Genomic DNA, 13942 nt, shown 5'->3' with positions numbered 1-13942 from the left:
AAAGTAATAACTAGCTTTCCAAAACAGGAACAATATGCTCCCAATTCAGTTGTTTTGCATAATCCAGTGCTGTTTTTCCTTTCTCTGACTTCAAATTTTTGTCTGCCCCTGCCTCCAGAATAATTTTGACGGAGGTTAAATTCCCGGCGATGGTTTCCTTATGCAGAAGGGTAAGACCTTTTTCGTCTGCATGGGTTAGCTCATCCGGATATTCCTGGAGAAATTTAATGAATTCCCCTTCCATATTTTTACTCATGGGATGTTCCAGAAGATTTTCAGGTTTCTCTTTCTGCTCATTCACCACGAGTATCTCATTGAAATCTCCGAAATCAAGCTGCCATGCATCATCGTGCTCTTTTCTTTCATCCTCAGGCATATCTGCACGCATTTTGTGAATAGTAAATCCACCGTAAGCTCTCGGTATTACCTGTTCAGGGGATGAAAACAATTGAGATAATCCTTTCGGTTTCTTTACAGCTGGTGTGATGGCAAAAAGCCAGTCGCTGATTTCGTTCAGGGGAATTTCAAAATAATCCCCGGGCTGTATATTGGTAAGGTTATTCGGTTCATTCATCAGGAATCCGCTTACAATATCGCCGTCAAAATCAATTTCATTGATCCACATGTGTTCCACTGTATTTTCTCCTGTTTCAGGATCTTCCTGGCTAAAGGAGGCTTTTACACAGGCAAGGTCAAGGCCGGGTATAATCCTTCTGTTTTCCCAGGATTGCTCCCGCCAGAAATATTTAAAAGTTTCTCTTGCTTTTTCATACGCTTCGATCATTTTAGGGTCTTTCCCGTCTGTAAATATAAACGAATTCTCTTCCATTGTGATTGGGGATTGATAAAGTTAAATTTGGTGTTGATCAAAATGCCGGGTTCAAAAGTGTTCTGTAACGCTCTTAAACCCGGCATTTTTTATTTTGACTAAAATACGAAAAAACATAAACGGATGTTTGATGTTTTCGAAATTTTTTTAATGTTTTTCTATTCTTTAACTGCAGTTTTTGGAAGCAGTGCTGCGGTTTTATAATAACTTATATCTGCCTCAATCTTGCTCTGAAGATTTTTAAAAGTAGCATATTCATAATGTTCCCAGTCCAAATCATTATCAGGGTTAGGAGTTTTGTCTATGGCAAGCTCCAGTTTTCCGTCTTCCTGGTAGCTGAATTCTATAGCTGCATATTTTTCACCGTTTTCATCATAAGCATACCAGCATTTTGTTGTTCTTTCCGGTATAGGTTCCAGGGTTTTATTATCAAGGATTTGGGAGCATATAAAATTCTCAGGATCATCGTGGTGAAAAACTGTTTTTGAGATCAAAGGCTGCTCATCCACAGATAAAGAGTATATTTTATTGGTGGCAATAATGAAGTCTCCGGCATATTCCCTTTTCTCAATATCAAAAAGATCGGATTTTTCCTTTAGATAATTGATGATCTGCTCGTCATCTTCATCCTGATTCATAAAATAGTTAATGCTGTATATTTCATCTTCGGTAAGAAATTCAATCTCTTTAAGTACCTCAGAATCTTTTTCGTAATAATATAAATGATAGTCGTCCAATTTCTCAGCTTGCGCTTTTGAAATCACTTCTCCAAAAATGTTTTTGTATACTTTTTTCATGTTAGTCGTTTAATATGTTGTGTTATCATTGTGTCATCGTAAATAGGAAACATCTTACACATCCTGAAACCCCACAGCCTTTAGATTAAATTATCCTGCTTTGGTTAAGTTGGTTTTAGGAATTTTGTGCAATTTTATGCCGTCTTTTTTCAGGATTATTATTCCTGAAGTTTAATTAAAGCCGTTTATATTTATTTACAGTGGTGGTAGAAATTTGTTAATAGTAGGTCTGTATATATCCTGAGCGGAATCTTCATCCGCTGCATGAGTTAGTCAGCCTTTATTCTGGTTGTCTGGATGACATACCATTTGTATTTTTTCCCATAGGCATAGGTGCTGTCCATGAGTTTAAAATTCTTATCTCTGTACTCGGTTTTCATGGGTAGTTTTTTTGTGAGTTCAAATATATTTAAAATCAGAGAATTAAGGAATCATATCTGAGTTTTTATCATAATGATTTTTTGCTAAGAAGCCGGGGTAAATCAAATCCATCTCAGAAGCATAAATGTACGGAATCTCAGGATTGTGATTTTCAATAGCAGAAAAATATCCAAGGAAATCATTGTCAACACGGTGTATAGCTGTTTTCATATTGACCGTTTTATCACCGGGGAAAGTGAACGGGCGGTCTACGAAGAAGCGCTTATATTGGTCTAAAACATTCAGATCTTTAATGGCCATAAATTAAAAACATTTGAAAATATTTTCTATTTAAAGATATAAAAAGAATTAAACGTCCTTGATAAAATCCTCATATTCATAATAAAATCTTTCAAAACCATCCATTTTCTCCCAGAAAAACTCGAAAATTTCCTGCCATGAATTTTTATTGAATATTGAAACCTGATGTTTTTCAATCCAGATCTTACTGATTACCTTTCCATTGTCAAGGGTAAAATATTCTTCTTTGTGAAATTCTCCGATGAAATCTTTCAGAATATCTTCCAGAGACCATATTTTTTCATAGTAAGCATTCCGGAAAATCTCATCTTTCATTTCTATATCCAATGAGACTTCTGCCTTTTTATTATCGGCATTAAATTTAAATGACAAATCCTTGATCTTGGTATCATACAGGAGCCATTTTCTTGGAAAAGACTTTCCAAATGCCGTCCAAAACTCCTTTTTTAGCTGCTGTGCTTCTTGTTTACTGAACATATGAACAAACTTAAGGATTTAATGGGAAAAGGGCAAAAAAGTGAAAAGGATGAAAGTTAATTATTAGACAAGGTCATATTCATTTTTTCATCATGATTTCTCGATTTATCTAATTCAAACTATTTTCTTATTTTTGCTGTAATGCTTTCAAAAAAATCTCAATATGCTTTTAAAGCGCTTTCGTACCTTGTAGAAAAAAGGAATGAAGGCCCGGTCCTTATTTCCGAAATTGCGGAACATAAGAAGATCCCTTTAAAGTTTTTAGAAAATATTCTGCTCGAATTGAAAAAAGCGGATATCCTTGACAGTAAAAAAGGAAAGGGAGGAGGATACTTCCTGAGGGAAAATCCTGAAAATGTGAAACTTGCAAAGATTATCCGTTTGGTGAACGGACCTATTGCCATGCTTCCATGCGTCAGTTTAAATTTCTATGAAAAATGTGCTGATTGCAATGAAGACCATTGCGGACTGCATGATGTTCTGATAGAAGTACGGGACGCATCGTTGAATATTCTGGAGAGAAAAACTTTAATGGATCTGGTCGACTGACCCGGTCCTTTTTTTTTGAATAATTAGTCTACTTGTTTGGTAGGATAATATTTTTATTAGATATTTGCAGTGCACCGAATGACTCAATCAAATTAAAAACTGTTCTGCTGAAGGTTTTTAACCGTTTCTGACAGCCAGATAAATGAAAATATCTGATCTATGAAACCAGAATTGTAGCGACGGACTGTAATGATAGTGTAATATGATAATTTCAAGAAAAATTCAGATAAGACTTAATGTATTCTTTGTTACAGCTGTAGTACTGCTGATTACTGCTTTATCCATGTACGAATTAGGTTATATGGACGAGCTGCTGAATGTTTTGGCCAAAGACCATTACATTTTCTACTGGATGCTGCTGGTAGGTGTATTTGCTGAGATTGTAGCCGGATCCATGGGAATGGGGTATGGCGTGATCTGTACAACAACCCTTTTGTTTCTTAATATTCCGCCTCATATCGTAAGTGCCAGTATCCATTCTGCGGAAAGTTTTACGACAGCCGCAGGAAGTCTAAGTCATATCAAACTGAAAAACGTAAGTAAAAGCCTGGTTAAAAAACTGGCTGTTCCTGCTGTAATCGGAGCGATTATAGGAGCATTAAGCCTTACCTATCTGGGAGAGTATTATTCTAAGATTACGAAAACACTTATTGCTTTCTACACACTTTATCTGGGAATTCAAATTCTGTCCAATGCGTTTAAGGAGAAACAAAACCGGGCGATGAAAAGAAAAACCAATCTTACAAGGCTTGGTTTAATTGGTGGATTTATAGATTCATTTGCCGGAGGAGGCTGGGGCCCGCTGGTTACAGGAACCCTTATTAAAAATGCATTTACCCCAAGGTTTGCAGTGGGGAGTTCTACGGTAGCTAAATTCATACTCACCATTACAGCGGCTGTTACGTTCTTTCTTACTCTTGGAATTCAGCATTGGAATATCATTCTCGGTCTTCTGATAGGAGGGATCATTACCGCTCCGTTTTCTGCCATGCTTACGGCAAAGCTTCCCGTGAAGAAAATGTTTCTGGTGATTGGGATCCTCGTTATTGTGATGAGTTGTATAACTATTTATAAATCAGTTTTTAATTAAAAATAGATGGTATTTGTGGAAAAATAAAAGCTTCAAAAGCGTTTTTGGCTTTGAAAATATTTTACATTTACATCATTAAATAATAGACAATGAATTTACATGTAATAGCGCTTTTTAAGTTTAATGAAAACTATCTGATGGACGCTGTAGAACTTTTTCAGAATCTTGTGAAAGAGACCAGAAAAGAAGAAGGATGCCTTCAGTATGATCTTGTGGAGGACAAAGATAATAAAGGAACTTTTTTTATGGTTGAACTTTGGGAAAGCGTTGACCACCACAACAGGCATAATGGACAGGATCATCTTCTGGATTTCCGTAAAGATGCTTCAAAAATCATGGAAAGCTCTGTAGAGGTATATAAAGGGTTTAAAATTTATTGATTTTAAAGATTTAAAGATTCAAGCATTTAAAAATTGAAAGATTCAGTGGTTACGGAAATTGTAGTCTTTTAATCTTTCAATCTTTGAATTAAAAATACCATATAAAAGGCGGTCTCAGAATACTGAAACCGCCTTTTGATTAGAAAAAATAGAAAGTATTAAATTATGAGTTTATTTTATGATAAGTTTTTTTGTTTCCGTACTGCCTCCGAAAGTTATTTTTACCAGATAGTTTCCGGCAGTAAGGTGAGATAAGTCCAGATCCTGCTTGTAGAAACCAGCCTGGTTGGTCAGTTCTGCAGTATATACTTTTTCCCCGGTAAGATCATAGACTTCTATGCTTCCTTTGTTGTTGGCTTTTTCTTTAACATCGAAAAGAACAGTTACCTTTTTGTCAGCCGTTGTAGGGTTAGGATAGATCCCGAAAGAAGCTTTTTTGCTGACCTCAGTTATCCCTAGGCTTCCCGTTATTTTTTTGTATTTGAAGTACATATTTCCTGTTGATGCACCTCCATTGGTGATAAAATACATTCTGTAATAATCATTTCCTTTTTTGATATAATAAACCAGATCGTTGTAGGCTGTACCTATTCCTTTCCATGAATGGCCAATTGTAGTGATATTAGAAGCGAAATTGGTGTCAGCAGGCATGGTGAATGTAGAAGTTTCCTGTGTTTCCGGTCTCACTTTTGCCACCTTAATGTTGGGGTTCTGAATGACTCCCGAAAGTGGGTACATCATGATGTTATTATAGAATGTATAATACTTTGTGAACATGAAATCCCATGAATTTTTAGAAGGTTCTAAGTTCGCAACTTTTGCACCTGTAGTGAAAGAGAAATAGTTGAAATAAGCATCATCCGAGCCGTTTGCTATAGTTCTTGTTTCTGTAGCGTCCCATGATGTTCCGTTCCACTTGGAATATTTGAAAGTATAGCCTCCGAAATAATCAAGAAGAGCTAGTTTAACGTAAGTGCCATCAAGGTATTTCAATACGAAAATAATTTTTCCATCCACATGATGTGTTCCTCCATTGTACTGGCCCCATCCGTATGGAGCAGACCCTTGTTCAAAAGCACCTTCCTGGATAGAGGTAGTCTGGTCAGGATTGTAAATAGGCTCTCCCCAGTTTGAAATATTAGAAATATTGATATTATCCCAGTCAGCAAGATTGTTGGATGCTTCATATACTTCAATATCTTTTGCATCATTAATTCTTGACCCAAAACTGGTCATTGAATTTCTATAAAAAGCAATATCCCATGTATTGGCTGGCTGAGAAACAGTCGTGTTTCCGGATAAACCAAAAAAGACACGATTTTGATACTGCGCTCCCATCGTCATATCGACCTGTGTGTATCCCCATGCATCTGTTTGTGCCAATACAGTCTGTTGAACTGTAAGAGCGAATACGGAAGCCAAAAATAGTTTTGTTTTCATAACTGATTTTTTAAATTCTTATTTAGAATGATTCTACAAAATTATATAATTATTTTTAATCAGTCTAAATAAAAACATGACATTTATCTTGTTTCATTATAATTGATACTACAGAATAATAGGGCTTAGGACCAAAAAAAACCGGCCGGAAATCTTCCGGCTGGCTTTATAAAGGTATTGATGTCTAATAAACCTTATTTCTTGATAAACTTAGATTTTACTCCTGATCCTTCAGTGGTTTCAACAAGCATATAATAAACGCCTGTCTGAAGAGTACTGATATCAAATTTTTGTCCTTTTAATTTTCCTTCGGCCACTTTTTGTCCTGCTGCAGAGTAAACCTCAATATTTTTAGGTTCTGTTCTTGTGATAAATTCTAAAGCAGTGTTGTCTGAACTTACAGCAAATTTAAAGTTCTCTTTTACGGTAGAAGTATCATTTACTCCCAAAGCGGTAGAAGCCTTATATACTACATCATCAATTTGAATAGCAACGTGAGTAGCACTAGGAGTAAATTTAAAAACAATATAAGAACCTGTTGTCGAGGGAATATTAACGCTTATGTTCTGAATGACTCCAATTGTAGTAACATTGATAGGATTTCCTACAGAAACAAAAGTCGACATATCGCTAGGGTTTGTTGCTAATCCGATCTGGATGATTCCGGGTCCCGGAGATGGAGATACCAATGTAGTGGTAAATGTTAAAACTTTATTTCCTGTCAGATTCTCGATCTGAGGAGTAATAAGATAAGAAGGAGCTGTCGCATTATTACCTGCATAAGATTGGATAAATCTCTGTGTATTATCATTTTCCAGAGCAGCTACAATCATTCTTGGGGGTGCCGGTGGAAATGCACCCGTAATAGGAGCTACCACTGCAGCCCATCCTCCCTGTGGAAAAGTGGTCGTCCCGGTAGTAAAGTTGTTGAAATTTTCATTAAGCGTCGCTACTTGTGCATTCGCCGTAAAAGCCGTCAACATTAATGTTCCTAAAAGTAGTTTTAATTTCATAACGTTATTTTTATTTAGAATTATTCTACAAAAATAAGTATTTATTTTTAACTGTTCTAAATAAAGCATTATATTTGCCAAAATTTTTACTCTATGAAGAAGAAGGTGCTTTCCGTTCTATCATTATCCATTGCCTTTTGGATGAACGCACAAGAAAAAGATTCTCTTAATAAAAACAAAATAGAGGAAGTTGTCATTACAGGGCAATATACACAGCAGTCCATCAATAAATCAATATATAAAGTTGACGTTATTGATGCCCAGCAGATCAAAAATATGGCGGCAACCAATGTGGCGGATGTTCTCAATCAAAGTCTTAATATCCAGATTACGCCAGACACCCGTTCGGGTAATTCTACAGCCAATATTATGGGGCTTGATGGAAATTATGTAAAAATATTAATCGATAATATTCCGGTAGTAGGAGATACGGGACTGGGAAGTAACATCGACCTTACCAAACTCTCTCTGAACAATGTAGAAAGGATTGAGATTGTAAAAGGAAGTATGGGAGTAGAATACGGTAATGGAGCAGTAGCAGGAGTAATCAATATTATTACAAGAAAAACAAGTACGAAAAAAGTGGCTGTAAAAGCATCACTTCAGGAAGAAACGGTAAGAAATAATTACGATCTTAAGAAAAAAGGAAACGGAAGACATATTCAGAACTTTAATGTAGATTATAATATAGATAAGAATTGGTTTGCGAATATCAGTTTCAACCATAATCAATTCATGGGGTATGAAGGCGAGAGCAGAGGCTATAAATATTTCGGGACAGATCCTGAGATAAAAAGAGGCTACGAATGGAATCCGAAGGACCAGTATGATGCTTCAGCATTGGTAAGATACGCCAAGAACAAAACTTCATTTTATTATAAGCTTTCTTATCTGAACGAAAAATTTAATTTTTACAATCCCGAAATGAGTAGAATTCCTCTGAACGATGGGCTGGGAGGCGTTGTTTACCAGAGCAGGGATAGAGAATACAATACCAACAGATGGATTCATCAGTTCAATATTCAGACGAATTTTGGAGATATCCGCTATATGGGGGACTTTTCTTATCAGACCCAGGATAGAAAATATTTCGATTATAACTACGATATTCCTAATAGGTCTGTTACAAGTAAGGATGAAAAAAGATCTTATTATCAGACAGATATCGTCTATTCAAGAGGAATGTTCAGTAATTTCCTGAACAATAAAACCTTTGATTTCCAGCTTGGTTATGAACTAGATTATACAAACGGTCAGGCAGCCCTTATTGCCGGACAGTTTTTTGGGGATTCTGTGAAAAGAAATATTTTCACTTACTCCAATTTTATTTCAGGAGAATGGAACATTTCAGATCAATTTTCATTAAGACCAGGAGCCAGGCTTTCGGTAAGTGATATGTTTGATAATCAGTTTAATTATTCTCTTTCTGCAAGACTTAAAACCTCTGAAAATTCAAATCTGAGAGCTGTTGCCGGTACAGCCAATCGTTTTCCTACTTACGACGAGTTGTTTACCTACTTTGTGAATATTAATCATGACCTTCAGGGAAATCCTGATCTGAATCCTGAAAAAGGATTTTCAGCCGGCCTTTTCTGGGATCAGAATTTTTCGGCGGGTAATGATTGGAAAATAGCGTATGGCGTTAATGCACTCTATCTTGACGTACAGGACAGAATAGAAATGGTGATGGTAAAAAAACCTTCCACCTATAAATATATGAACCTCAATACCTATAGAAATATGCTTTTATCTGCCAACATAGATTTTAGAAAAGATCAGTTAGCATTTTCTTTAAGAGGTTCGGTAAATGGCACTTCTGTATCATTGAATGAATTGGAACACACTTCTCCTACCGATTTCCAATATCTTGTACAGGCAGGTGCATCAGCCAACTATAAACTGAAAAATATAGGGACCGGTTTTTCATTGTATTATAAATATACAGGTCCTGGAAGAAATTATGTTCTGGAGAATGATACCGAAGGTTTCAGACTTGGTAAGACAGACGGTTTTCATATGATGGATTTCATTGTAAGTCAGCCTTTCTGGAAAGATCATATGGAAGTGTCTGTGGGAGTTAAAAACATCTTCGATGTTACAAGTTTGAACTCTACAGCAAATGCAGGATCGGCTCACACTGCAGGGGCAGACCGTATTAATTTATATTACGGAAGAAGCTATTTTGCAAGATTAATCTATCAATTTTAAAACATAAGCTATCATTATGAAATATTTAAAAATACTATCCCTTCTGTCCATTGTTGCTTTGCAGTCATGCCTTGCAGCAGATGAAGATCCGGTGCCGGTGGCTCCCCTTACAGGATCAGTAGTGGATGTTGCCGTAGGAGGACCTACAGAGCCTAACCAGGTGTGGATTGATTTAAGTGATTACCAGAATGCGGTCACCAATACCAGAACCAGCTGGGATCTTGGATTTTATACAGGAGATGCATTCCGTGTAGTGATCAATGGATCTATAGCGATGACAGTTGCGAAAATTCCGAATGCTACAGACATCAATCTGGTAAAGGAAGCAGATGTTACTGCGCTTAAAGCAGAAGCTCAGGTTGGAACATTTAGTGTGGCCAATATGCAGTACGTGGATAATCCAATTGGAAATTTCCTGACACAAACTACAGGAATTGATGCCATTAAAGAAAACGATGCCGAAAATCCAATCTATCTGGTCAACTTAGGAAGAGATATTCCACCTTCAGCCAATATCGGAGCTGGATCTGTCAATTTATCCGGATCTGCAAGAGGCTGGAAGAAAATTCAGATTCTACGTGCCCTGAACGGATATAAAATACGTTATGCTGATGTAGCAGCAACGACTTATCAGGAATATGTTATTCCAAAAGACACCGAATATAATTTTACCTATTTCAATCTTAAAACCGCAACTCCCGCTAAGGTACAACCGAGAAAGAAAAAATGGGATCTGGCATTCACAACCTTTACCAACGAAGTGTTCTCGGCCCCAACCACCAGTGCAGGAAGCTATTTCTATGCTGATTTTATTATCACGAATACCTTGGATGGCGTTGGAGTATACCAGGTAAATACCGGAGGTAATCTCGAACAGGCGTATAATGCATTCAAATTAAGTGATATAGACCAGTCTAAATTTGTTTTTAACGATCAGAGAGCTCTTGGAGATAAGTGGAGAACGACTACCGGAACGCCTGATATACCGCAGCCATTTGTGTACTCAGACCGTTTCTTTGTCCTTAAAGATGCAGAAGGATTTTATTTTAAACTGAGATTCAATGCCATGAAAGACAAAACAGGAAACCGAGGCTTTTCTAATTTTGAATTTGACCCCTTATGAATAAATTAAACAATAGTATATCATGAAAAAATTAATCCTTGCAGCTTCCATTTTGATGGCAGTCTATTCTTGCAAAAAAGAAGAAGGTACTAAAAAAGAAAATACAACAGAAACATCTGCTGAAGCTCCGAAAAGCAACAACAAAATTGTTACATTAAGCGGCGGAGTTACAGAGATTGTAAGTGCATTGGGCCACGAAAAAGAAATCGTTGGAACAGACGTAACCAGTACATATCCTGAAACATTAAAAGCTACAGCTAAAGACCTTGGACACGTAAGATCTATGACGATAGAGCCGATCATGGCAGTAAGTCCGACCTTGATTTTAGCTTCAGAAAAAGATATCAATCCTGAATTAATGACTAAGATCAAATCTTCAGGGATAAAAGTTGAGGTGTTCAAGCAGGAATATACTGTAGAAGGAACTAAAAAGCTGATTGCTGATGTAGCAAAAGCAGTAGGAAATACAGATTATCAGAAATTAAATGATAAAATCGATGCTGATTTAAAACAAATTCAGCCTATCGCTAAAAAACCAAAAGTACTGTTCATCTACGCAAGAGGAAATATGTTGATGGTTTCTGGTAAAAATACCCCTATGGCCGCACTGATTGGTCTTTCGGGTGGAGAAAATGCAGTGAATGATTTTGAAGATTTCAAGCCCCTAACACCCGAGGCTGTTGTTAAAGCTAATCCAGACGTTTTATTTTTCTTTTCAACAGGACTTCAGGGTGCCGGTGGAAACGAAGGAGCTCTTAAAATGCCGGGGGTAGCTCAGACTAACGCAGGTAAAAATAAGAAGATCATCGCAATGGACGGAGGATTGGTTTCAGGTTTCGGACCTAGACTAGGAGAAGCAGCAGTAGCATTAAACAAACTTTTAATTGAGAACACAAAGTAAATTATACTTTTATCTAACTATAGGTGCCGTACTGCTTGCGATCATAGCAGTACTGGCACTTAATACAGGAGTCTACGATTTTGGAGGAACATCACCCTTCAAAGTTTTGTGGCAATATATAAAAGGGGACCCGGGCTTATCTTTAAGCGACAAATATGTGATTTGGGAGGTAAGAGCATCCAGAATTGTCATGGCCATTTTAGTAGGAAGCATGCTTGCTGTTTCAGGGACAAGTCTGCAGGGATTATTCAAAAATCCTTTAGCGACCGGTGAAGCGATAGGTTTAACTTCCGGAGCCACATTGCTTGCGGCCATTGCCATTGTTTTAGGAGGACATTTCAAACAATATCTTCCTGAGGTAGTACAGTTTTCACTCGTAGGTATTTCCGCTTTTTTAGGTGCTTTATTAGCCATGATGCTGGTGTACAGAATTTCTACAAGCGCAGGTAAAACCAATGTTGTCATGATGCTGTTAAGCGGTGTGGCCATCACATCCATCGGCTTTTCGATTACAGGATTTCTTATTTATATTTCGAAAGATGAACAGTTAAGAGATCTTACGTTCTGGAATATGGGAAGTCTGGCCGCTGCTACCTGGACAAAAAATATCATTTTGGCCGCTGTGATTGTGATTTCTTATATGATTTTACTTCCAAAAGGAAAAGCATTGAATGCGATGATGTTAGGAGAAAGAGATGCTCAGCATTTAGGAATCAATGTTGAGAAACTGAAAAGGCAAATTGTGATCATCACCTCTTTAATGGTGGGAACCTGTGTGGCATTTTCAGGAACGATTGGCTTTGTAGGTCTTATTGTACCTTATATTTTAAGACTTTTATTTAAATCAAATTATGTTTTCATTTTACCATTGTCTGCAGTTTTGGGAAGTATTTTACTGTTGATAGCCGATACATTCAGCCGAAGTATTGTAGCACCGTCAGAATTGCCGATTGGTATTTTGACTTCATTGATTGGAGGACCTATTTTTATCGCCATTTTAATTAAATTTAAAAAATCACTCTAATGATAAAAGCGCATCAGATCAATTATCTTCACAAGGATTTTCATATTCTTGAGGGCGTTGATGTCTCTTTAGGATATGGAGAATTTTTAGCGATTGTAGGACCCAACGGAGCAGGGAAGTCAAGTCTTCTCAGTGTTTTGGCCAATGAAATAAAACAGGGGAAACAGGGAATTTTATTTAAAGATAAATCCATTGCAGACTGGGAAGTGAAGGAATTGTCTCAGCATAAATCTAAATTTTCCCAGCATAATTCCAACGAGATTCCTCTCGACGTAAAAGACGTGGTCATGATGGGGCGTTATCCGTACTTCGATTCGCAGCCACACAAAGAAGATTTTGAGGCGATGAATAAAATGATGTACGAAACAGATGTCTATCATTTGAAAGACAGGGAATACAATACATTGTCCGGAGGTGAAAAACAGCGGGTCCATCTTTCAAGAGTAATGGCCCAGCTGGAAAATGAGATTGCCCATAAACTGGTATTTCTGGATGAGCCTCTGAATAATTTAGATGTAAAACATCAATACAAGGCTTTAGAAATTATTAAAAACTTCACGAAAAAAGCCAACAGTGCCATCGTTGTGCTTCATGACCTTAATCTTGCAGCACAGTTTGCAGATAAAATTTTACTGATGAAATCAGGAAAGGTATCCGCATACGGAACGCCGAAGGAAGTATTTACCGCTGAAACAATCAGTGAGGCGTACAATTTTCCGTGCACCATCTGCGGACACCCTATTACAAATAACCCAATGATCATTTTTGGATAACCATGGAAAAAGATGAATTAAAAATCCTCGCGCAGAATCTCGCCAATCCACAGGGAGAAAAAGGGATAGAGATCGGTGAGATGATGAATGCTACCAACATCAGCATGACATTAGAAAGTATCAAAACACTTTTGATAGAAGATGATGAACACATCCTTGAAATAGGACACGGAAATGCGGGACATCTTAAACATATTTTAAACAGAGCCCACAATCTGAAATATACAGGAGCCGATATTTCCGAAACCATGTACAATGAAGCCAAAAAGCTGAACAAAGACTTTGAAAGCCAGGCCGGTTTTGTACTGTATGAAGGAAAAAAACTTCCCTTTGAAGACAAAACCTTTGACAAAATATTTACTGTCAACACAGTCTATTTCTGGGAAAATCCGGTTGAGTTTCTCAATGAAATCTATAGAGTTTTAAAGAACGATGGAACCTTCGTTCTTACTTTCGGACAGAAAAAATTCATGGAAACACTCCCGTTTACGGAATATAATTTCACCATGTACAGCAACTCCGAAATGGAAGAGCTGGTTGCTGAAAGTCACTTTAAAAGAATGAAAATTTCCGAAAAAGAAGAAGATATACAAAGCAAGTCAGGAAACGAAACCATCCATAGAATTTATACAGTTTTAACCATAAAAAAATAAAATA

At 37.0% G+C, this 13942-nt stretch carries 15 protein-coding genes; 9 read left to right on the top strand and 6 right to left on the bottom strand.

The window, feature by feature from the left end:
* Window positions 1–10: 10 nt before the first annotated feature.
* The 4 genes from NZD88_RS15780 to NZD88_RS15765 form a co-directional block, all read right to left on the bottom strand.
* Window positions 11–829 carry a DUF2314 domain-containing protein gene (locus tag NZD88_RS15780; RefSeq protein WP_259830395.1) on the bottom strand — a complete coding sequence of 273 codons (819 nt, stop codon included), beginning with the start codon at window positions 827–829 and terminating at the stop codon, window positions 11–13.
* Between the two features lie 158 nt (window positions 830–987).
* The gene (locus NZD88_RS15775) at window positions 988–1626 is read right to left on the bottom strand and encodes a hypothetical protein (protein ID WP_259830393.1); all 639 of its coding nucleotides are present in this window, start codon (window positions 1624–1626) and stop codon (window positions 988–990) included.
* Between the two features lie 423 nt (window positions 1627–2049).
* Window positions 2050–2307, bottom strand: coding sequence for a hypothetical protein (locus NZD88_RS15770; protein ID WP_259830392.1), 258 nt, complete (start codon window positions 2305–2307; stop codon window positions 2050–2052).
* 48 nt (window positions 2308–2355) lie between these two features.
* Window positions 2356–2784: a DUF4268 domain-containing protein gene (locus tag NZD88_RS15765; protein WP_169236768.1), complete on the bottom strand. Its 429-nt coding sequence runs from the start codon at window positions 2782–2784 to the stop codon at window positions 2356–2358.
* A gap of 141 nt (window positions 2785–2925) precedes the next feature.
* On the opposite strand from NZD88_RS15765, the gene NZD88_RS15760 reads away from it, so the two are divergent.
* From NZD88_RS15760 to NZD88_RS15750, 3 genes are all read left to right on the top strand, one after another.
* Entirely contained in the window at window positions 2926–3333 is a 408-nt protein-coding gene (locus NZD88_RS15760) for an RrF2 family transcriptional regulator (RefSeq protein WP_259830390.1), read from the top strand.
* Between the two features lie 202 nt (window positions 3334–3535).
* Complete coding sequence (locus NZD88_RS15755; RefSeq protein ID WP_259830388.1) at window positions 3536–4423, top strand: sulfite exporter TauE/SafE family protein; 888 nt, start codon at window positions 3536–3538, stop codon at window positions 4421–4423.
* An 89-nt stretch (window positions 4424–4512) separates the two neighbouring features.
* Window positions 4513–4803 (top strand): putative quinol monooxygenase, encoded by a 291-nt coding sequence (locus tag NZD88_RS15750; protein WP_169236771.1) that lies wholly within the window; start codon window positions 4513–4515, stop codon window positions 4801–4803.
* A gap of 171 nt (window positions 4804–4974) precedes the next feature.
* Here the strand turns inward: NZD88_RS15750 and NZD88_RS15745 are convergent, their stop codons facing one another.
* Complete coding sequence (locus NZD88_RS15745; RefSeq protein WP_259830386.1) at window positions 4975–6243, bottom strand: T9SS type A sorting domain-containing protein; 1269 nt, start codon at window positions 6241–6243, stop codon at window positions 4975–4977.
* A 194-nt stretch (window positions 6244–6437) separates the two neighbouring features.
* Entirely contained in the window at window positions 6438–7256 is an 819-nt protein-coding gene (locus NZD88_RS15740) for a T9SS-dependent choice-of-anchor J family protein (RefSeq protein ID WP_259830384.1), read from the bottom strand.
* A gap of 93 nt (window positions 7257–7349) precedes the next feature.
* Here NZD88_RS15740 and NZD88_RS15735 point away from each other — a divergent pair, with 93 nt between their 5' ends.
* Genes NZD88_RS15735 through NZD88_RS15710 form a run of 6 tightly spaced genes read left to right on the top strand, consistent with a single transcriptional unit; the run spans window position 7350 to window position 13938 of the window.
* Window positions 7350–9464, top strand: a complete 2115-nt coding sequence (locus NZD88_RS15735) for a TonB-dependent receptor plug domain-containing protein (RefSeq protein ID WP_259830382.1) — start codon at window positions 7350–7352, stop codon at window positions 9462–9464.
* Window positions 9465–9480: 16 nt separating this feature from the next.
* Window positions 9481–10587 (top strand): HmuY family protein, encoded by a 1107-nt coding sequence (locus NZD88_RS15730; protein WP_259830381.1) that lies wholly within the window; start codon window positions 9481–9483, stop codon window positions 10585–10587.
* Window positions 10588–10609: 22 nt separating this feature from the next.
* Window positions 10610–11488, top strand: a complete 879-nt coding sequence (locus NZD88_RS15725) for a heme/hemin ABC transporter substrate-binding protein (RefSeq protein ID WP_259830380.1) — start codon at window positions 10610–10612, stop codon at window positions 11486–11488.
* On the top strand, window positions 11472–12512 hold the full coding sequence (locus NZD88_RS15720; protein WP_259830379.1) for a FecCD family ABC transporter permease: 1041 nt from the start codon (window positions 11472–11474) through the stop codon (window positions 12510–12512). Before NZD88_RS15725 ends, NZD88_RS15720 begins: the two co-directional genes overlap by 17 nt.
* A complete protein-coding gene (locus tag NZD88_RS15715) occupies window positions 12512–13285 on the top strand; it encodes a heme ABC transporter ATP-binding protein (RefSeq protein ID WP_259830378.1) in 774 nt (257 codons plus the stop codon). Before NZD88_RS15720 ends, NZD88_RS15715 begins: the two co-directional genes overlap by 1 nt.
* Window positions 13286–13287: 2 nt before the next feature.
* Complete coding sequence (locus tag NZD88_RS15710) at window positions 13288–13938, top strand: class I SAM-dependent methyltransferase (protein ID WP_259830377.1); 651 nt, start codon at window positions 13288–13290, stop codon at window positions 13936–13938.
* The last annotated feature ends 4 nt before the right edge of the window (window positions 13939–13942 follow it).

The sequence above is a fragment of the Chryseobacterium pyrolae genome, assembly GCF_025153485.1.
GTDB classification, from domain to species: Bacteria; Bacteroidota; Bacteroidia; order Flavobacteriales; family Weeksellaceae; genus Chryseobacterium; species Chryseobacterium antibioticum.
The sequence above is the reverse complement of the archived record's forward strand: the minus strand, read 5'-3'. Positions and strand labels throughout refer to the sequence as shown.